Genomic DNA, 19,991 nt, shown 5'->3' on the forward strand with positions numbered 1-19,991 from the left:
CGGGTGGGGCGGCTCAGCGGCCGTGGAAGTCCGCCGGGCGCTTTTCCAGGAACGAGGTCATGCCTTCGCGGAAGTCCTGGGTGCGGACCAGCTGCAGGAACTGCAGATAGACGTGGTGGACGTGGTCGTTGAACGTCTCCTCCAGGCCCATGCGCATGAGTCGCTTGGCCGACTGCACCGCCAGCGGCGCGTTGCCGGCGATCTCCGCGGCGACGGCGCGGGCGCGGGTCAGCAGCTCGGCGTCGGCGACCACCTCGTTGGCCAGGCCCAGCGCCAGGCTTTCGGCGGCGGACAGCGTGCGGCCGGTGAAGATCAGCTCGGCGGCCTTCGACCAGCCCACCAGCCTGGGCAGCAGCCAGGTCCCCCCGCTTTCCGGCACCACGCCGCGCCGCACGAAGGCCGCGGCCAGCTTGGAGCTCTCGCCCATGATGCGGATGTCGCAGCCCAGCGCGGTGTCCAGGCCATAGCCGGCGGCGGCGCCGTTCAGCGCGCAGATCGTCGGCTTGTCCATGCCGAACAGGATCGTCGGCGGCGTGTTGCGAAGGTCCAGGTTCACCGAAACCGCCTGGGCCTGCCGGTCCGACCCGATGCCGGAACCCTGCGTCGCGTCCACCAGGTCGAGACCGACACAGAAGGCGCGGCCCGCCCCGGTCAGGATCACCACGCGGACCTTGCTGTCGGCATTGGCCTCCAGCAGGTACTCGCTGAGGCTGGCCAGCATCGGCCCGGAGATCGCGTTCATCCGCTCGGGCCGGTTGAGCGTGATCGTGGCGACCCCGTCGGCCGCCTCGTAGAGCACCTCCGCCGTCTGATCCGCCACCGGCTTGGCCAGGGTCTCGCTCATCTCGCCCATCCTCGTTTCAAGGTTACATCCGTCAGCCCAGAGCGTTCCAGGTCGCGGGTCAGGTCTTCGGGCCCATGTTGTAGGGTCCGCCTTTTTCCAGCGCCGTGCGATAGGCCGGGCGGTTCTGGAAACGGTCCACCCAGGCCTTGATGTTCGGATAGCGGTCGCCCTGCCCGAAGGCGTTGCAGACCTCGCCGACGAAGCTCATCTGCACGTCGGCGCCGGTGATGTCCTTGCCCATCAGCCAGTCGCGGCCTTCCAGCGAGGCGTTCACATAGCCCAGGTGGTTGGCCATCTCGTCGGCGATACGCGGGTGCAGGGGTGCGCCGGCTTCGGCCAGACGCATGACGTACATGTTCAGCATCAGCGGCAGCATGGCCGAGCCCTCGGCATAGTGCAGCCACTCGTTGTACTTCTCGAAGTCCGCCGCGCCGGGCGTCCGCGCCAGCCGGCCGGCGCCATATTTGCGCACAATATAGTCGATGATGGCCCCGGATTCGGCGATCGTCTCCGCGCCGTCGGTGATCACCGGCGACTTGCCGAGCGGATGCACGTCCTTCAGTTCCGGCGGCGCCAGCCGGGTCGTGGCGTCACGCTTGTAGAACTTGATCTCATAGGGCGCGCCCAGCTCCTCGAGCAGCCACAGGATGCGCTGTGAGCGCGAATCGTTGAGATGGTGGACGACGAGCATGGGGAACGCCTCTCTTTTTCTGGGTCCCAGCAGAACCGCCTGACGCTACGCAAAGCAAGCTTCCCCTATAGTGTGCGCGATGAGCCTGATCCTTCCAGACCTCCTCGAACTCCTGGATCTCGCGGCGAGCCGCGCGCAGGCGCTTGTCAGCAAACTCCAGGTGGCGGTGGCCGGCCGCACGACGCGCGACGGTCGGACCGACCGCGCGCTGCTGGACGCCGAACAGCACGGCGCCCATGGCCTGGCGTGGATGGCCGCCTATGCCGAGACCCTTCGCCAGACCGCGCTCTGGGCGCGGGCGCTGACCGCGCAGGGGCGTTTCGGCGAGGCCGACGCGCTCGCGGCTCAGCTGCTGGCCTACGAATACGCCAGCCAGGTGCTGGGCGGCATTCCCATGAACCAGGGCGAAACCTTCCGGACGTGGGACCTGGGCGTTTCGTCGCTGCCGATGGGGCCCGTCGTGGGTCGCCTGGCGGCCGGCGCGACCCAGGCGGTGAAGTCGCGGATCGTCGAGCTGCTCGACCTTGCGCGGGGCCATCCTTCGCTGGAGGCCAGTGGCCTGGACGAGACCCTCGAGGCGATCCGCGACCAGTTTGACGCCTTCGCCGCCGAAAAGATCGCGCCCTTCGCTCACGGCTGGCACATGCGCGACGAGCTGATCCCGCTCAGCCTGCTGGAGGAGATGGGGGCGCTGGGCGTCTTTGGCCTGACCGCGCCGGAAGAATGGGGCGGCGCGGGTCTTGGCAAGGTGGCCATGTGCGTGGTCACAGAGGCCCTGTCGCGGGGCTATATCGGGACCGGCTCGCTGGGCACCCGCTCGGAGATCGCCGCCGAGCTCCTGCTGGCGCACGGGACGGCGGATCAGCAGGCTCGCCTGCTTGCGGGCGTGACCTGCGGCGCGATCATCCCCACCGCCGTCTTTACCGAGCCGCAGGCCGGGTCGGATCTGGGCTCGCTGACCACGCGCGCGGTGCGCGATGGCGATGTCTGGCGGATCACCGGCGCCAAGACCTGGATCACCCACGCCGCCCGCGCCGACCTGATGACCTTGCTGGTGCGCACCGATCCGGCGTCGACGGACCACCGGGGCCTGTCGATGTTCCTGGCCGAAAAGCCGCGCGGGATCTCAGGCGATCCCTTCCCCGCGCCCGGCATGAGCGGCGGCGAGATCGGGGTGATCGGCTATCGCGGGATGAAGGAATACGAGATCGCCTTCGACGGGTTCGAGGTCGCCCACGCCAATCTGCTCGGCGGACAGGCGGGCCAGGGCTTCGCCCAGCTGATGGCGACCTTCGAGAGCGCCCGCATCCAGACCGCCGCCCGGGCCATCGGCGTCGGCCAGAACGCGCTGGACCTGGCGCTGGACTATGCGCTTTCGCGCCGCCAGTTCGGCGAACCGCTGGCGGCCTTCCCGCGGGTGGCCAACAAGCTGGCGATGATGGCCGCCGAACTGCTCGGCGCGCGGCGCCTGGCCTGGTTCGCCGCGACCGCCAAGGACCAGGGACGCCGCTGCGACCTGGAGGCGGGGATGGCCAAGCTGGTCGCCGCGCGTATCGCCTGGGCTTGCGCCGACAACGCCGTGCAGATTCATGGCGGCACGGGCTTCGCGATGGAACAGCCGATCAGCCGCCTGCTGGCCGACGCCCGCATCCTCAACATCTTCGAAGGCGCCGGCGAGATTCAGGCCCAGGTCATCGCGCGACGTCTGCTGGAGGGAGGGAATTGAACGGGTGCGCTTGCCGCTGAGGGAAAAGGCGGGGCGCCGTCCTCGCGTGACGGGCGCCGCCCCAGTCCGCCGCAGGGGTCTGGGATGCCGCTCCGGGATCGTCGCCCCTGTTGCTGGGCGTCACCCAAGGCCCCGGGGCGAGGCGCGGAGGGTTTGGAAGGCGCAGAGATTTGTGAATCCGGCCGCTCGCCGAAGGCGGTGGGAGCAGGAGGTTGGGGCGCCTGCCTATCCGTCCTGGCCCGCCACCACACCAGCATCGTGGAGCTGCCCGATCTCGGCGCCGGACATCCCCAGCACATCGGCCAGCACCTCGTCGGTGTGCTGGCCAAGCCGCGGGGCGGGGCGGACGTCCCCGCGGGCGTCCTGCGGGATCGTCGCCATGGCCCCGGGCGCGGGGTAGCTCAGGCCGCTGGGGTGAGCGACGGTCTCGAACAGCGGATTGTCCTTGTAGAGCCTGGGATCCTCCAGCGCCTTTTCGAGCGGTTGATAGGCGCCCCAGGTGACCCCGCCGGCGTCGAAGGCGGGCCCCAGTTCGGCGGCGGTGCGATCTGCGAAGGCCCGTTCGAACAGCGGATAGAGCCGCGACCGATGGGTGAAGCGCAAACCCTCGTCGACTGCGAAGGAGACACCGAGTTCGGCCTCCAGCCCGGCGACCCGCGCCGCCAACCCCAGGACCTCGAGCGCCTTGGACCATTGCTTGGGGGTGATCGCCAGCAGCATCAGGGTCTGGCCGTCGCGGGTGGTGAAGTCGCGGCCGAAGGCGCCGAAGATGTCGTTGCCCATCCGCGGCCGCTGATGGCCCGCGAGCAGGGTCTCGGCGGTGAATCCCAGATTGGCCATGGTCGCCGCGCCGATATCCGACAGGGGCGCCCGGATCTCGCGTCCCTGACCCGTCCGCATCCGCGCCAGCAGCGCTGAGACCAGGCCGAAGGCGCAATAGGCGCCGGTGAGCAGGTCCCAGGCGGCCAGCACATGGTTCACCGGGCGCGCGTCGTCCGCAGGGCCGGTCATCTGCGGTAGGCCGAGCGCGGAGTTGATCGTATAGTCCATCCCCTGCGAGCCGTCGGCCCACCCCATGACGCGGACGCAGATCAGGTCGGCGCGAAGCTTTTCCAGCACCGCGTAGGAGAGGAACCCCTCCACCGGGAAGTTGGTGACGAAGAGGCCGGCGTCCTGGCCAGGCGCGGTCGCCAGACGCTGGGCGATCTCGCGGCCGGCCGGGGCCGACAGGTTCAAGGCGATCGACTTCTTGCCCTTGTTCAGGCCTTCCCAATAGAGGCTCGAGCCGTCCGGCGCGAGCGGCCAGCGGCGGAAGTCGGGACCTCCCCCGATCGCGTCGAAACGGATCACCTCGGCGCCCATCTGGGCGAGATAGAGCCCGCAGGTCGGCGCGGCGACGAACGCCGAGCCCTCCACGACCCGCAGGCCCTTCAACAGATCGTACATTTCAGGCGACCAGGTCCCCGACCTCTTTAACCTCTTCCGGCGTCAGGGCCCAGGCGGCCGTCGCCGCATTGGTCCGGACCTGTTCGGCGGTGGTGGCTCCGGCGATCACCGAGGACACCGCCGGGTGACCGAGCAGCCAGGCGAAAGCCAGCTCCAGGATCGTGTGGCCGCGCTCCCGCGCCCAGCCGGTGAGTTTCTCGACCTTGTCAAAGTTCCTGTCGCTGAGCGCGGCCGCCCCGCGCGAGCCCCAGGCGGCCAGGCGGCTGTCGTTGGGCGGCGGCTCGCCGCGCCGGTACTTGCCGCTGAGCAGGCCCGAGGCCAGCGGGAAGAACGGCAGGAAGCCCAGGCCGAAGTGCTCGGCCGCCGGCAGCACCTCGTGCTCAACCTTGCGCTCCAGCAGGGAATAGAGGTTCTGCGCCGAGACGAACCGCGTCCCGCCCGCCGCCGTCCAGTCCGCGTCGGCGATCTGCCAGCCCGTGAAGTTGGAGTTGCCGATGTAGCGGACCTTGCCTTGCGTCACCAGGTCGTCGAGCGCGCGCAGGGTCTCGTCGACGGGGGTGTCGGCGTCGGGCTGGTGGAATTGATAGAGATCGATCCAGTCGGTCCCCAGGCGGGTCAGGCTGTCTTCCACCGCGCGCAGGATCCAGCGCCGCGAACCGCCCATGCGCCGCGGATCCTCACCGATCCGATTGCCGAACTTGGTGGCCAGCACGATGTCGCCGCGCCGCTTGCCCAGCGCCTTGCCGAGGAATTCCTCGGACTTGGTCCCGCCGTAGACGTCGGCGGTGTCGAAGAAGGTGATCCCGGCGTCCAGCGCGGCATCGACGACGCCTTGCGTGGCCTTCTGGTCGATCCGCATGCCGAAATTGTTGCAGCCCAGCCCGACCTCGCTGACCTTCAGGCCCGAGCTTCCCAGCCGGCGCATCCGCATGATCGTTCCCTCCGAGATCGCAGGCGCCAGATGACCGGGACGCGGGGCCGGAGCCAAGCACTTTCCGCAGCCCATGCGGGCGGCGGCGGGCCTGGACCCGCGACAGGGTTGACGAAGAATTCACCCTGTTTGTTGGCAATGTCGCAAGTGTCCGTTGCCTAAGTTCACAATCTACAACGGTTTTTTCGAACGGTTGAGCCCATGCGCGTCGTCACGATCGTCAGCCTCGGAGCGTCCGCGGTGCTGGGCCTGGCGGCGCTCCTCGTCGCCAAGGCGATGCTGCCGAACGCCGCGGCGGCAAAGGCCACGGCTGCGCCGCCCATCGTCGGCGTGCCAGTGGTGGTGGCCAAGGCGGCGCTGAAGTTTGGCGACCGGCTGGACGCCAGCAAGCTGGTGGTCCTGAAACTGCCGTCGAACGCCGTGCCGGAAGGCGCCTTCTCGACCCTGGGACAGGTGCTGTCGAAGGATGGCGGCGGCGCGCCAGTTGTCCTGACCGCAATCGCCGCGCGCGAGCCGCTGCTGCCAGCCAAGCTCTCCGGGCCAGGCGCGCGCGCCTCCGTGGCCGCCGAGATCGGCGACGGGTTTCGCGCCTACACGATCAAGGTTTCCGACGTGACCGGCGTCGGCGGCCACGCCCTGCCCGGCGACCGGGTCGATGTGGTGCTGATGCGCGACCTGACGCCCGACGGAAACATCCGCACCTATGTCTCCGAGGTCGTGACGCAGAACATCCGCGTCCTCGGCGTCGACCTCAATGCCGACCTCACCTCCAACAAGCCCGCGACCCCTTCCACCGCCACGCTCGAAGTCAGCGTGGCGGACGCCGAGAAGCTCGCCGTCGCGGGCGATCTCGGCAAGCTCTCGCTTGCGCTGCGCAGGACCGGCTCGACCGATCTGGCGCAAACCAGCCCCATGCGCGCAGGCGCCTTCGGCGGCGGCGGCGGCCGTGCGTCCGGCGCCCGACATCGCCGCGGCGCCCCCGGCGTCCCGCAGCCCACGCCCAACCTGATCCTGATCGTCGAAAGCCAAGGTCGCGGCAGCCAGGGTAAATCCGCTTCGGCCAAGCCTGCCGCCGCGATCGCCGCGGCCGCGGCGCCGGCGACCGAAAGAGCTGGCGCGGTCACCGCCGCGGGTAAGCCGTCGTGACCGTTCTGGAGCGCCTGACAATGCCGCGTAGCCTGACCCTCGCGCTCTGCACCTCTGTCGCGTTGCTTGGCGGTGTCGCCACACCGGGGCCGGCCCGCGCTGACCCCATGCTCACCGAAGCGGCCGCCTCACGGGTGATCTCGGTGCCGCGGGACAAGTCCCTTTCGTTCCGGCTCAACGAGCCGGCGAGCAAGATCATCGTCGCCCAGCCGGACATCGCCGAGGTGGTCGCCACCACTGACCGCAGTTTCTATGTCCGCGGCATCGAGCCCGGATCGACCAATCTGCTGGTCTATGGACCGGCCGGGCGGCTGATCGAGGTCATCGATGTGCGGGTGGGCTACGATGCGAGCGCCCTGCAGAACGACCTGAAGACGGCGCTGCCCGGCGAGGATGTCCGCGTCCAGACGCTGGGCGAAGGCCTGCTGCTCACTGGCACGGTCTCGACGGCCAGCGTCGCAGCCCGCGCCAAGGCCCTCGCCGACCGCTTCGCCCCTGACGCGGCGACCTCGGCCCTGATCGTCAGCGCCTCGCAGGAGGTCGTTCTGGAAGTCCGGGTGATGGAGGCCACCCGCTCGGCCTTGCAGGACATCGGCTTCTCCGGCGCCATCACCAGCGGCAACACGACGATGAATTTCGGCAGCGGCCTGATCGGCAACACGCCCGCCAACGGGGTCCTCGGCTTTGCAACCCATGCCGGCCCCAATGGGGTCGATCTGAGGCTTCAGGCGCTGGAGGAGAAGGGCATCGTCCGGACCCTGGCGCGGCCCACCCTGGTGGCGGTGTCCGGTGGCAAGGCCAGCTTCCTGGCCGGCGGCGAATTTCCCTATCCCGTGCCGCAGGGCATCAACGGCATAACCATCGAATTCCGCACCTACGGCGTGAAGCTCGGCTTCCAGCCGACCGTCCAGGACAACGGCCTGATCCGCATGGCCGTGGCCCCCGAGGTCAGCCAGCTCGATCAGACCAACGCGATCAAGATCAATGGGGTGCAGGTGCCTGGCCTGATTACCCGGCGCGCCGACACGACCGTGGAAATCCGCGACGGTGACTCGCTCGCCATCGGCGGCCTGTTTCTCCACGACTACACCAACGACCTGCGCCAATACCCAGTCCTCGGCTCCATCCCGATCCTTGGGACCCTCTTCCGCTCGGCGCGATGGAAGCGCGACGAGACCGAACTGATGATCATTGTCACACCGCACGTGGTTACGGCCCGGGACTTCGCCAAGGCCGCCGCCACCACCTCCCTGGCGGCGCCGGAGCCCGGCACGGCCAACTTCATGCTCAATGGCAAGGAGTCGCTCGATAGGCCGATGACCCGGGACCTGCGCGGTCCCATCGCGGCCGAGTCGCCAAAACCGCCGCAGCTCCGCGGCGCTATCGTCCCGACAGTCCCCGTCTCCGGAAAATAGTACCCATGAGTTCCCAGCCCACCCCCGCCGGCGGTCTTGCCGGACGCCGCGTTCTGGCGCTCGGCAAGGGTCTTTCGGCGCTCGCCGACGGGCCGTTCGCCGGAGCTCATCTGGAAATCGGCGGGCTGGAGCGGTTGAGCGCCCTGGGGTTCGCCGACGCCGAGCTGATCGTCATCGACGCAGATGCCTGGGAGCCGCAGACCCTGGAGCTTATCGTCAAGGCGCTGGCGGCCTGCCCGGCGCCCCCGCCGGCCTTGCTGGTGGGCGCGCACCTGCCGACGGCGGTGGTCCGCGGCCTCCTGCGCCTGGAACGCTCCGACGTCCTCGATGCGCCCTACACCGATGACGACATTGCCTCGGCCATCGCGGCTCTGATGGTCGACACGACGCCGGTCTCGGCCCCCGCCGATGGCGCGGTCGCCCGCTGCTGGGCGATCACCGGCGCGGTCGGCGGCGCGGGAGCCACCACGGTGGCCATTGAGATCGCCAACGCGCTCTGCACACGGCAGGCGCCCGCCAAGGACCGCTCGGTCTGCCTGATCGACCTCAATCTCGCCGACGGCGCGGCGGCCGCCTACCTTGGCGCAAATCCGACGATGAAACTGGCCGAATTCAGCCAGTCCGCCGAGCGCATCGACGCGGCCATGCTGCAGGCTTTCGTCACGCCGGTGTCCAAGCAACTCGACCTGCTGGCCGCAATCCGCGACCCGTCCGCCTTCGATACGGTCAGCCGCGAAGCGGTGCTGCGCGTTCTGGAGGTCGCCTGCGAAAGCTACGAGTGGGTGATCATCGACATGCCGCGTCACCGCCGCGCCTGGACGCTGGAAGCCCTGGGCGGCTGCGACGAAGTGCTGGTGGTCTCCGAACTCACCGTGCCGGCGCTGATCGCCGCCCGCGCGCTGTCCGATGAAATCGATCGCGCGCCCGGCTCAGACCGCAAGCCGCGCATTGTGCTCAACCGCCTGGCCGGGCGCATGTTCGGTCCCGCGCCATCGATGTCCGAAGCCGAGAAGGCGTTGCAGCGCAAGGCGGAGGCGGGCATCAGTTCTGACTGGGAGGCCGCGGCGGCATCGGTCAACCTGGGCGGTCCCATCGCCACCCACCGGCCCAAGTCAAAGATCGTCAAGGACGTCCACGCCCTCGTCGAGCGGCTTGCCGCAGAGCCCGTCAGGCGCGTCGTCCAGCCCCAGAAGGCGGCCTGATGAGCCGCTTCGGCCTTCCCGGCGCGGCGCGGACGGCGGACCCCGCGCCCGCCGGGCCGCCGACGCCCGCGGCGCAACCCCAGCCCCCGCCCCCGTCCCACGCGGCGCAGATGTCCCGCCCGTCGGCCCCCGCCAAGGGGGCGGCGCCCTCGCAGCTGGACATCCGGCTGCGGCTGCACGCGCGGCTCATCGAGGAGCTGGATCTCGCCAAGCTGGACACGCTGGACGAGGCGGACATGCGCCGCGAGGTGCTGCGGCTGGTGGCCGACTTCGCCCGCGCCGAGCGCATGGCGCTGAACACGGCGGACCTGAACGAACTGGGCGCCTCGATCTTCGACGAGATGGTCGGGCTGGGGCCGCTGGAGCCGCTGCTCAAGGACGAGAGCATCAATGACATCCTGATCAACGGCCCGTTCCAGGTCTATGTGGAGCGGCGCGGCGAACTCGAGCTCACGCCCGTCACCTTCCGCGACAACGAGCACCTGCTGCGCATCGTCAACCGCATCGTCGCCGGTGTCGGCCGGCGCATCGATGAGAGCCAGCCGATGGTCGATGCCCGCCTGCCCGACGGCAGCCGGGTCAATGCCGCGATCGCGCCGATCGCCATCGATGGCGCCTGCGTCTCGATCCGCAAATTCTCCAAGAAGCCGCTGACCCTAGAACGCCTGGTGGAATTCAAGGCCATGCCCATGGCCGTCGCCGACTTCATCCATGGCGCGGTCAAGGCGCGCGTCTCGACGGTGATCTCCGGCGGCACCGGTTCGGGCAAGACCACCTTGCTGAACGCCCTGTCCGCGGCCATCAGTCACGGCGAGCGGCTGATCACCATCGAGGACGCCGCCGAGCTGCAGCTTCAGCAGCCGCACGTGGTGCGCCTGGAAACCCGCCCGCCGAACATCGAGGGCAAGGGGGAGATCCGTCAGCGCGAGCTGGTCAAGAATGCGCTTCGCATGCGGCCCGACCGGGTGATCCTTGGCGAGGTCCGGGCCGACGAGGCATTCGACATGCTGCAGGCCATGAACACCGGCCACGAAGGCTCCATGGCCACCATCCACGCCAACAACCCGCGCGAGGCGATCGGTCGCCTGGAGCAGATGATCGCCATGGGCGGGCTGACCATCAGCCCCGACGCCATGCGTCAGCAGATCGCCTCGGCCATCGGCCTGATCATTCAGGTGATGCGCCTGTCGGACGGCAAGCGGAAGATCACCCATGTCACCGAGATCACCGGCATGGAGGGCCAGGTGGTGCAGATGCAGGATATCTTCGTGTTCAACCGCACCCACACCGACCCGGACGGCACGGTGCACGGCGAGTTTCGCGCCACGGGCCTCCGGCCCCGCTGCATCGAGGAGATGCAGCGCCGCGGCATCAGCTACGACACCGCCAACTTCGATCCGACGCGCGCGCTGGGCACATCATGAAGTTCGACAGCCACCTCATCGTCCTGATCCTGGTGTTCGCTGCGGTGTTCACCGCCGGCCAGGCCGCGTTCGGTCTGTTCACCGTCGCCACCCAGAAGCGCCTCGTGAACAAGCGACTGAAGGTGGCTGACAAGGTCGATGGGGTCTCCGCCCTGGTCATGGAACTGCGCAAGCAGCGCGGCCTCAACGCCGCCGGCGACAAGGGCGGGCGGCTGCGCTGGCTCTCCGACCTGATCGTCGCCTCGGGTGTGACCTATGACGCGAAGAAGTGGGTGCTCTATGCGGTGCTGGCCGCGCTGGTCGGCGGCATGGCCGCCGCGGTGCTCACCAAGGTCCCGCTGATGTTCGTGGTCGGCGCCCTTCTGTTCGGGCTCGGCGGTCCGATCGTCTATCTGAAGACCATGGCCGGCAAGCGCGCCAAGGCGCTCGGCTACCAGCTGCCGCAGGCCCTGGAGATCATCGTCCGCAGCCTCGAGGCCGGCCACCCGGTGCCCACCGCGATCAACCTCGTCGGGCGCGAGATGAGCGATCCGATCGGTTCGGAATTCGGCATGGCCGCCGACGAGATCGCCTTTGGCGCCACCATGGAGCAGGCCATCGCGCGGATGTCCGAGCGATGCCAGCACCCCGACGTGGATCTGTTCGCCGCCACGGTTCGCCTGCAGGAGCGCGCCGGCGGCAATCTGACCGGCCTCTTGAAACTCAACGCCGCCACCGTGCGCGATCGTCACAAGATGCGCCTGAAGATCAAGGCGGCGTCCTCCGAAGGCCGCGCCTCGGCGATGATCCTGACCTCGGCGCCCTTCCTGGCCATGGGCTTCATCATCATCTCCGCCCCGCACTTCTACGGCGACGTGATCCACGAGCCGGTGGTCAAGTACGGCCTGGCGATCCTGGGAGTCTGGATGTTCATCGGCAATATGGTCATGCGGCGCATGATCGATCTGCGGCTCTAGGGCGGGGCGCCGCGCATGGACCCGACCCAGCTGCAGACCCTGATCTCCGGCGCCGGCGCGATCCTGGTGCTGGCCGGCGTCGGCGGGGTGGCCTGGATGGCCGCCACCGAGCTTCGCCTGCGCGCCATTCGCCGCAACCGGCTGCAGACCGCCGGCGGGGGCGGCTATGGCGGGCAGGCTGGCCGCCATGGCTCCGGCGCGAGTCTTGGAAGCCAGCTGCTCGGAGGGGTGCGGCGCCTGGGTCAGCAGGCCGCGGTGCGCGATCCGGCCCAGTTGTCGGTGCTGCGCAATCGGTTGATGCAGGCCGGCTTCTACAACCGCGAGGCGCCGACCATCTATCTCGGCGTCCGCGCCGCGGCCCTGGCTCTGGCCACGCTTGGCGTCATCGTGCTGTTGCCACTGATCGCCGGCGGCAAGGGCGGCCTGGGCGGCATCGCCATCGCCGGCGTGATGGCCGGCGCCGCGATCCTCGGACCTGACCAGGTGCTGAAGATGCGCCGCACCACCCGTGAACGGGAATACTCCGACGGTTTCCCCGACCTGCTGGACCTGCTGGTGGCCTCGGTCGAGGCGGGGCTCAGCCTGGACGCCGCCGTCACCCGGGTGACCGAGGAACTGGCGCGGCGCTATCCGAACCTGACGGTCCACCTGCGGTTCCTGGTGCTCGAACTGCGGGCCGGCAAGTCGCGCAAGGACGCCTGGTCAGCCTTTGCCGACCGCCTGGGCATCGATGACGCGCGCCAACTCGCCACCATGCTGCGCCAGGCCGAGGAGATGGGCACCAGCCTGGGCGACACGCTCACGGTGTTCTCCCAGGACATGCGCGCCAAGCGGATGCTTCGCGCCGAAGAGAAGGCCCTGGCCCTGTCGGCCAAGCTCACCGTGCCGCTGATCCTGTTTATCTTTCCCTGCCTGCTGGGCTCCCTGATGCTACCCGCCGCCGCCCGCCTGATGCAGGTGTTCGGCAAACACTGAGGCTGCAGGGTCCGGGAGGCGTCCACCAGTCGGGGCGTCGCCTTCGTGGTCCATCCCTGACCCGTCCAACCTTCAGCGATTTGCGCCGGAGAGGATCAGCATGGCGTTCGCGATCAAGGCCGAAGTTGCCGATCCGTTGGCCATGACGTTCACATTCACCGCTCAAAAGACGATGTATGGCGGCAGGCATATTGCCCGCGGCGATACGGTTTTCGTGTTCGCGAGCGAGACCGAGGGCGGGCGCGGCATGATCGCGCGCGGCGTCGTCCTGTCCGCCGACGCCATCGCCCGGCGGCCCGGCGTCGCCCGGCAGACCCCGCGGGTGAGCATCTCGATCGCCCGGACCGCGCTGGCGAGACGGCCGCTGGGACGCAACGAACTGAGACCGCTCACCGACTGGACCGACGGCCAGCCCGGGACCGAGCTCAATTTCAAATTCTACCGCCAGGCCACCAACAAGATCGTCGGCATCTCGGACGAGGCGGCGGCGTTCCTCAGCGGGTTCTTCTAGGGCGACAGGCTGACGCCGGCCTCACCCCAGCCCATACGGCCGATATGGTCCCGCGATCAGCTGTTCGAACACCCCGACCCCCCGCTGCTCGGGGGCGTTAGGCTGGCTCATCACCGCTGTCGAGATCGCCTGGATGTGCCAGTTTTCCGGCGCGGCCATGTCGACCGTGGCCAGGTCGATGTCCTCGCGGGCCACCGCCAGCTCGCCCTTCAGGCCCCCGTGGCGCCAGTCGCCGCCATAGCCAATGCCCCGCATCAGGAAGACGCCCTTGGGCTCGATGCGCACCGAGGCCTCGCCCTGGACCAGTGGGATCTTTAGCGTGCCGCCGAGCGCGTGGCGCGTGGCCCGCTTCAGAGTCACCTCCTCCATCCGCGGCGCGTCGGAATGCCAGCCGCCGTCGGCGTCCGCCCCGTCCGGCAGGATCACCGCGCGGGTGTTCCAGGGCTTGCCCTCGGTGTCGGCGTTGACGTGGAAGAACACCGACGTGTCGGCGAAATTGAGCGGCGTCCACTGCCAGAAGAACCCCGCCAGTCCCGCGCCCGGCGTGGCTTGGGTGTCCGGAGCGCCCACCGGCCGGATGCCCCAGGAGCGGTCGCGCGTGCCGGTCCAGCCGGCGCCGGTCGCGCGCCGGTCGCCGTCCACCTCGGTCCAGCCGCTGACGCGCACATTCTGCGTCAGCCGCGTGTAGTCCATGAACATCCTGGGTCCGTTGCGACGGGTGAAGCGCGGCTCCTCGATCGGGAACGACCGGCCCTCGAAGGTCAGTTCGATAGCCAGGCCCTCGGCGCGCTCCAGGGTCACCTTCAGTGTCTGGAGAGGTTCGATCACCTCGATCCGCACCGGCCCGACCATCAGGTCCATGCGCTCCATGCCCAGGATGCGCGAGGCGTGCAGGCAGCGCTGGACCCCGTCGCGGATGATCGAGACATGGGCGTCGGCGACGTTCAGCGCCGGATAGACCCCGAAGGCCACCGCCACGAACTCCGAGCCGTCCGGCGAATAGCCGTTGAAGAAATAGCGGTCGTAGAAGTTCCGGTCCGAGCCGGAGTAGGCGATCGGCTCCGGCGTCTGGTGGATCGGATAGTCGTCACCCTTGGTCAGCATCGAAGGCCCTCAGCTCCCTTGACGTGCGGTCATGCTTGCGAGCCGCCGTCGGCGCGTATCAAGTGCGCGCGGCGACCAGAACACAAGGGACGACCGGATGAGCGTCATGACCGAGGCGGACCACCGCATCCCCAAGGATGTGGCCGATCAGCTGGCCCAGCCGGGCGCCTACGCCGACGGGCGCATACACGACGCCTACGCCTGGTTGCGCAAGAACGAGCCCTTCGGCATGGCGACCATCGAGGGTGTCGATCCGTTCTGGGTGGCCACCCGCCACGCCGATATCCTGGAGATCAGCCGCCAGAACGACCTGTTCCACAACGGCGACCGCTCGCCGACGCTGACCAGCCAGGCGGTGGACCAGAAGGTCCGCGAGATGATGGGCGGCAGCCCGCACCTGTTGCGCACCCTGATCCACATGGATGCGCCGGACCATCCGAAGTACCGGGCGCTGACGCAAGGGTGGTTCATGCCGCCGAACCTGCGCCGGCTGGAGGACCAGATCCGGGTGATCGCCAAGGCTTCCGTGGCGCGCATGGCCGCCCGGGTGGGCAAGGATGGGGTCGGGCGCTGCGACTTCGTCCAGGAGGTGGCCCTGCACTACCCGCTGCATGTGATCATGAGCATCCTGGGCGTGCCGGAGGAAGACGAAGGCCGGATGCTGAAGCTCACCCAGGAGCTGTTCGGCGCCGCCGATCCCGAGCTTGGCCGAAGCGCCGACGGCCCACCGCCGGAAGCCCAGGCCGCCCCGATCGACTTTGGCGTGATCGTCGACTTCTCGAACTATTTCCGGGCGCTGTCGGAGCGCAAGCGGGCCAACCCCACCGACGACCTGGCGACACTGATCGCCAACAGCCAGATCGACGGCCAGCCTATCTCCGACCTGGAGGCGATGAGCTACTACATCATCGTCGCCACAGCCGGGCACGACACCACCTCCTCCTCGGTCGCCGGGGCGTTTTGGGCGCTGGCCGAGAACCCCGCCGAGTTCGCCAAGGTCAAGGCCGACCCGTCGCTGATTCCCAGCCTGGTGGACGAGAGCATCCGCTGGACGACCCCGGTGAAGACCTTCATGCGCACCGTCACCGCCGACGCCCAGTTCGCCGGCCGCGACCTGAGGAAGGGCGACTGGCTGATGCTCTGCTACGCCTCGGGCAACCGCGACGAGACGGTGTTCGACGACCCCCAGAGTTTCCAGGTCGATCGCAAGCCCAACCGTCACCTGGCCTTCGGCTATGGCGCGCATCTGTGCCTGGGCCAGCACCTGGCCAAGATGGAGATGCGCATCCTGTGGGAGGAGCTGATCCCCAGGCTTTCCGACCTGGCGCTCGACGGGATCCCGGCGATGAGCGAGGGCGTGTTCGTCAACGGCCCCAAACGCCTGCCGATCCGCTTTTCGATGAGCTGAGGGGGAGGGCTGTTGAGCCACCCCCTGGAGCCCCGGGTCGCGGCCTATATCGCGACGCGGATGCCGGATGCGTCGGGGATCGTTGTCGCCAATCTTGAGCGCATTTCCGGCGGGGCCAGCCGCGAGACCTATCGCTTTCGACTGAGCTACCGGCAGGGCGGCCAGGCTCGCGACCGCCAACTGATCCTGCGGCGCGACCCGCCGGCCAGCCTGATCGACACCGAACGTCGGGTGGAATTCGAGGCTTACCGCGCCTTTGCTGGTTCTCCCGTCCCGGTCCCGAAAATGCTGTGGCTGGAAGAGACCGGCGCCGCCCTCGATCACCCGTTCTTCATCGCCGAGGAGATCGTGGGGTTTCAGGCCTCGCCGCAGGTGCTGTTCGCCGGCGGCTACGAAGCTGTGCTGCCTCGGGTAGCCGAGCGCAAGTGGACCATCCTGGGGGAGATCGCCCGCGCTGACCCCTGGGCTATGGGCCTGGATCGATGGATGGCCGCGCCCACGCTCGGGGATTGCTGGGGCCGCGAACTCGATCACTGGGAAGCGATCCTCGACCGCAGCGAGGCCGAGCCGCAGCCCATCGCGCGCGCCGCCGTCCGCTGGCTGCGGGCCAACCCCCCGCCGCCGGCCCAGAAGCTTGGCGTGGTCCACGGCGACTATCGGACCGGCAACTTTCTCTATGACGCGGCTGGCGAGATCCACGCCGTCCTGGACTGGGAGATGGCCCATCTCGGCGACCCACTGGAGGATCTCGGCTGGGGCTTCAATCCGGTCTGGCAGTTCGGCCGTGGCCTGGAGGGTGGGTTGCTCGCCCGGGACCGCGCCATCGCAATCTGGGAGCGGGCCAGCGGCCTTGTGGCCGATCCGGCCGCGTTGCACTGGTGGATCCTCTTCAACTGCGTGAAGGGCCAGGGTATCTGGGTGGGCTCGGCCAGGGCCTTCATCGACGGCGGCAACAGGGAGCCGATCATGGTCTATCCGGCGTGGTGGCTGATGAATGCCCAGGACCGGGCGATCCTCAAGGTGATGGGCAAGCTGTGACCCCCGATGTCCCCAGCGTCCTTGGCGAGCTCGCCCAACTGCTGATCCGCAGCGCCGCGCCCGGCGTGCCCGACGGCGAACGCGCCGGCGCGCTTGGCCTGTCGTCCATGTTGCTGGCAATGGCCGCGGAGGTCTGGGACGGGGCGGCCGAGACCCTGGTCCAGGAAAATCGAGCCCTGGCCAGGCTGCTGGGCGGGGCCGCCTGCGAGGACGACCTGCGGCTGTCCATCCTGCGCACCGAGAACGCCCGGCTTCGGACCCTGCTGATCGCCGCCCAGATCGATGCGGAGACCACTGGCGACGTTACGCGTCAGACCGCCATCTGGACCGAACTCCGCGTCTCGACGGAACGCCGCAAGCTTTCCGTCTCCCTGGTCTGAGTCTCGCGCATGGCGTCGGCAAAAGACATCGAGAACCGCATCCCGATCACCGGCGGCCTGATGCTGGCGACGCTTATGAACACCCTGGACTCGACCATCGCCAACGTCGCCCTGCCGCATATCCAGGGCAGCGTCTCGGCCGCCTCCGACCAGGTCGTCTGGGTGCTCACATCCTACATCATCGCCACCGCGATCATGACCCCGCTGTCCGGCTGGCTGTCGCAGAAATTCGGCCGCAAGCGCATGTTCCTGTTCTCGATCGCGGGTTTCACAGCGGCCTCGATCCTCTGCGGCATGGCCACCAGCCTGCCGGAGATCGTCATCTTCCGGCTGATCCAGGGGGTCGCCGGCGCGTCGTTGATGCCGCTCTCACAGGCGACGATGCTTGACGTCTATCCGCTGCGGCTGATCCCGCGGGTGATGAGCATCTGGAGCGCGGCGGTGATCCTGGGGCCGATCCTGGGGCCGACGCTGGGCGGCTGGCTGACCGAGGAACTGTCCTGGCGCTGGGTCTTCTACATCAATGTGCCGATCGGCATCGTGGCCTTCCTGGCCATCTACACCTTCATGGACCGGGACGACGGGGGCCGGGAACGCCCCTTCGACTTCCTCGGCTTCGGAGCGCTGGTGCTGTTCATTGGCGGCTTCCAGATGCTGGTTGACCGAGGGCCCAGTCAGGACTGGTTTGAATCCCGGGAGATCTGGATCGAGACCGCCATCTGTATCGCAGGCCTCTACGTCTTCGTCATCCAGACCATGACCGCCGAGCATCCGTTCTTTCATCGCGACCTGGCCAAGGATGCGAATTTCGTTGTCTGCACGGCGTTCGCCATGTTCGTCGGCGTACTGCTGTTCTCCAGCAGCGCGCTGCTGCCTTCGTTCATGCAGAGCCTGCTTGGCTATTCGGCCTTGCAGAGCGGTGTCGCCAGTATGACACGCGGCCTAGGCTCGCTCGCGGCCTTCCTGGCCGTTCCGCTGCTGATCGCGCGGTTCGGCCCACGGATGGTCCTGCTGGTCGGCGTTCTGCTTTCCAGCTGGGCGCTTTGGCAGATGGGTCATTTCGATCTTTCGATGACCGCCAGACCCATCGAGATTTCCGGCCTGATCCAGGGACTGGGGACCGGCCTGCTGTTCGCGCCGCTCAACACCCTGGCCTACGCCAGACTTTCTCCGATCCATCGGGTCGAGGGCACAATCGTCGGCACCATGGCCCGGAGCCTGGGCTCGAGCCTGGGGATTTCACTCGTGCAGGCCATGCTGATCCGTGACGCCGCGGCCGCGCACTCCGGGCTGAGCGAGCATATCACCGTGACCGATCCGGTCCTGCGTTGGGCCATGCCGCAGATGTTCGCTCTGCAATCCCCCGCCGGCGTAGCCGCTCTCAACGCCGAGGTCACACGGCAAGGTTCGATGATCAGCTATGACGCCATCTTCGGGGCCATGGCGATCGGCTGCCTGCTGCTGGCGCCGAGTCTGCTGTTCCTGAAGCCGCCGGCAAGCGTGGTCGGAAGGCCGGAGCGGGAGCCTGTGCCCGACTAGCTGGCACACTTGGATGACGGTCGAACTGTAGTCCGTGGCCCGGCATCCGTTCTTCGGCTAGGGTCGCGGCATGAAGGTCGGTCCGGACATCGCAACCGTCGCCGCCCTGATGGGCGACCCGGCACGGGCCAATATCCTGGCCGCGCTCTGCGCCGGGCAGGCGCTGACGGCTGGCGAACTGGCTCGCGAAGCCGGCGTGACGGCCCAGACCGCCAGTTCGCACCTGGGCAAGCTCGCCGCCGGCGGCCTGATCGCCGGGCGAAAACAGGGACGTCATGTCTACTACGCGCTGGCCGGTCCCGACGTGGCGGGCGTGCTGGAGGCGCTGACCGGCCTGGCTGAACGGACCGGCCATACCCGCCTGCGCACCGGGCCCGCAGAGCCGGCGTTGCGCCGCGCGCGCGTCTGCTACGACCACCTGGCCGGGGACCTCGGGGTCGCGATCCTGGACAGCCTGACGGCGCGATCGCTGGTCGACGGATCTGGAGGGACCCTGGTTCTGACCGCGGCCGGCGAGACATTTGTCACGGCGCTGGGGCTCGACCTGGTCGCGATGTCGGCGCAGCGGCGCCCGCTGTGCAAGGGCTGCCTCGACTGGAGTGTCCGGCGCTCGCATCTGGCCGGCGCCCTGGGCGCTGCGCTTCTTCAGCGCTTCTATGGCCTGGGCTGGGCGGCGCGGGAGCCGGGGACCCGCATCGTCAGTTTCAGCCCTCGCGGCCTGGCGGCCCTGCGGGAAATCTTCGGCGTCGCCGTCGAGGCGTGACAAACCCCATCGGGTCGGCTTTGCTGCGCCGACCCCGGATCGGGGGCCGTAGAGATTTTGACCGGGGATCCATTTCCAGATGCCACCAAGGATGTTGCCTGAGCCCACGCCGGAGACCCGGCATTTCTGGGACGGCTGCAAGGCCGGCGAGCTTCGCCTGCAGCGCTGCACCGCCTGCGACGGGGGAAGCTATTTCCCCCCGCGCCCCTTCTGCCCCTTCTGCGGAAGCCGCAAGGTCGAGGTCTATCCGGCCAGCGGCAAGGGCGTGCTCTGGTCCTACGTGATCAACCACCGTCCGCGTCCCGACATGGGGACCGAGCCCTACGCCATCGCCGTGGTGAAGCTCGAGGAGGGCCCGAAAATGATGACCAACATCGTCGGCTGCCCGCAGACCCCGCAAGCTCTGCCGCTGGACATGCCGGTGACGGTGACCTTCGCCAAACAGAACGACGACATCTCCCTGCCCTTCTTCGAACCGGCGAAGGGATAGGC

19 protein-coding genes are annotated in these 19,991 nt (G+C 68.6%); 14 read left to right on the forward strand and 5 right to left on the reverse strand.

Features of this window, described 5'->3' with window-relative positions; all coding sequences use genetic code 11:
• Positions 1–13 precede the first annotated feature (13 nt).
• Both RMN86_RS09500 and RMN86_RS09505 read right to left on the reverse strand, forming a co-directional pair.
• The gene (locus tag RMN86_RS09500; protein WP_309605600.1) at positions 14–844 is read right to left on the reverse strand and encodes an enoyl-CoA hydratase-related protein; all 831 of its coding nucleotides are present in this window, start codon (positions 842–844) and stop codon (positions 14–16) included.
• A gap of 58 nt (positions 845–902) precedes the next feature.
• On the reverse strand, positions 903–1,535 hold the full coding sequence (locus tag RMN86_RS09505; protein WP_309605601.1) for a glutathione S-transferase family protein: 633 nt from the start codon (positions 1,533–1,535) through the stop codon (positions 903–905).
• A gap of 79 nt (positions 1,536–1,614) precedes the next feature.
• Here RMN86_RS09505 and RMN86_RS09510 point away from each other — a divergent pair, with 79 nt between their 5' ends.
• The gene (locus RMN86_RS09510) at positions 1,615–3,261 is read left to right on the forward strand and encodes an acyl-CoA dehydrogenase family protein (protein ID WP_309605602.1); all 1,647 of its coding nucleotides are present in this window, start codon (positions 1,615–1,617) and stop codon (positions 3,259–3,261) included.
• A 225-nt stretch (positions 3,262–3,486) separates the two neighbouring features.
• Here the strand turns inward: RMN86_RS09510 and RMN86_RS09515 are convergent, their stop codons facing one another.
• Both RMN86_RS09515 and RMN86_RS09520 read right to left on the reverse strand, forming a co-directional pair.
• Complete coding sequence (locus RMN86_RS09515) at positions 3,487–4,707, reverse strand: CoA transferase (RefSeq protein ID WP_309605603.1); 1,221 nt, start codon at positions 4,705–4,707, stop codon at positions 3,487–3,489.
• A gap of 1 nt (position 4,708) precedes the next feature.
• On the reverse strand, positions 4,709–5,638 hold the full coding sequence (locus RMN86_RS09520; RefSeq protein ID WP_309605604.1) for an aldo/keto reductase: 930 nt from the start codon (positions 5,636–5,638) through the stop codon (positions 4,709–4,711).
• 201 nt (positions 5,639–5,839) lie between these two features.
• On the opposite strand from RMN86_RS09520, the gene cpaB reads away from it, so the two are divergent.
• The 7 genes from cpaB (at position 5,840) to RMN86_RS09555 (ending at position 13,267) form a co-directional block, all read left to right on the forward strand.
• A complete protein-coding gene (gene cpaB, locus RMN86_RS09525) occupies positions 5,840–6,784 on the forward strand; it encodes a Flp pilus assembly protein CpaB (RefSeq protein ID WP_309605605.1) in 945 nt (314 codons plus the stop codon).
• A 20-nt stretch (positions 6,785–6,804) separates the two neighbouring features.
• Entirely contained in the window at positions 6,805–8,199 is a 1,395-nt protein-coding gene (locus tag RMN86_RS09530; RefSeq protein WP_309605606.1) for a type II and III secretion system protein family protein, read from the forward strand.
• A gap of 5 nt (positions 8,200–8,204) precedes the next feature.
• Positions 8,205–9,401 (forward strand): AAA family ATPase, encoded by a 1,197-nt coding sequence (locus RMN86_RS09535; RefSeq protein ID WP_309605607.1) that lies wholly within the window; start codon positions 8,205–8,207, stop codon positions 9,399–9,401.
• Entirely contained in the window at positions 9,401–10,825 is a 1,425-nt protein-coding gene (locus RMN86_RS09540) for a CpaF family protein (protein ID WP_309605608.1), read from the forward strand. The genes RMN86_RS09535 and RMN86_RS09540 overlap by 1 nt, the downstream gene beginning before the upstream one ends.
• Positions 10,822–11,781: a type II secretion system F family protein gene (locus tag RMN86_RS09545; RefSeq protein WP_309605609.1), complete on the forward strand. Its 960-nt coding sequence runs from the start codon at positions 10,822–10,824 to the stop codon at positions 11,779–11,781. The genes RMN86_RS09540 and RMN86_RS09545 overlap by 4 nt, the downstream gene beginning before the upstream one ends.
• A 15-nt stretch (positions 11,782–11,796) precedes the next feature.
• On the forward strand, positions 11,797–12,756 hold the full coding sequence (locus tag RMN86_RS09550) for a type II secretion system F family protein (protein WP_309605610.1): 960 nt from the start codon (positions 11,797–11,799) through the stop codon (positions 12,754–12,756).
• Between the two features lie 100 nt (positions 12,757–12,856).
• Positions 12,857–13,267 (forward strand): hypothetical protein, encoded by a 411-nt coding sequence (locus tag RMN86_RS09555; protein ID WP_309605611.1) that lies wholly within the window; start codon positions 12,857–12,859, stop codon positions 13,265–13,267.
• A gap of 21 nt (positions 13,268–13,288) precedes the next feature.
• On the opposite strand, the gene RMN86_RS09560 is transcribed toward RMN86_RS09555, so the two are convergent.
• Complete coding sequence (locus RMN86_RS09560) at positions 13,289–14,371, reverse strand: hypothetical protein (protein ID WP_309605612.1); 1,083 nt, start codon at positions 14,369–14,371, stop codon at positions 13,289–13,291.
• Positions 14,372–14,468: 97 nt separating this feature from the next.
• On the opposite strand from RMN86_RS09560, the gene RMN86_RS09565 reads away from it, so the two are divergent.
• From RMN86_RS09565 to RMN86_RS09590, 6 genes are all read left to right on the forward strand, one after another.
• Complete coding sequence (locus RMN86_RS09565; protein ID WP_309605613.1) at positions 14,469–15,779, forward strand: cytochrome P450; 1,311 nt, start codon at positions 14,469–14,471, stop codon at positions 15,777–15,779.
• 12 nt (positions 15,780–15,791) lie between these two features.
• Complete coding sequence (locus RMN86_RS09570; protein WP_309605614.1) at positions 15,792–16,817, forward strand: phosphotransferase family protein; 1,026 nt, start codon at positions 15,792–15,794, stop codon at positions 16,815–16,817.
• Positions 16,814–17,197 carry a hypothetical protein gene (locus RMN86_RS09575; RefSeq protein ID WP_309605615.1) on the forward strand — a complete coding sequence of 128 codons (384 nt, stop codon included), beginning with the start codon at positions 16,814–16,816 and terminating at the stop codon, positions 17,195–17,197. The genes RMN86_RS09570 and RMN86_RS09575 overlap by 4 nt, the downstream gene beginning before the upstream one ends.
• A 9-nt stretch (positions 17,198–17,206) precedes the next feature.
• Positions 17,207–18,736 carry a DHA2 family efflux MFS transporter permease subunit gene (locus RMN86_RS09580; RefSeq protein WP_309605616.1) on the forward strand — a complete coding sequence of 510 codons (1,530 nt, stop codon included), beginning with the start codon at positions 17,207–17,209 and terminating at the stop codon, positions 18,734–18,736.
• A gap of 70 nt (positions 18,737–18,806) precedes the next feature.
• Positions 18,807–19,499 (forward strand): winged helix-turn-helix domain-containing protein, encoded by a 693-nt coding sequence (locus tag RMN86_RS09585; protein ID WP_309605617.1) that lies wholly within the window; start codon positions 18,807–18,809, stop codon positions 19,497–19,499.
• Positions 19,500–19,590: 91 nt separating this feature from the next.
• On the forward strand, positions 19,591–19,989 hold the full coding sequence (locus tag RMN86_RS09590) for an OB-fold domain-containing protein (RefSeq protein WP_309605618.1): 399 nt from the start codon (positions 19,591–19,593) through the stop codon (positions 19,987–19,989).
• Positions 19,990–19,991: the final 2 nt, after the last annotated feature.

It is taken from the genome of Phenylobacterium sp., from assembly GCF_031360265.1.
In the GTDB taxonomy this organism is placed as follows: domain Bacteria; phylum Pseudomonadota; class Alphaproteobacteria; order Caulobacterales; family Caulobacteraceae; genus Phenylobacterium.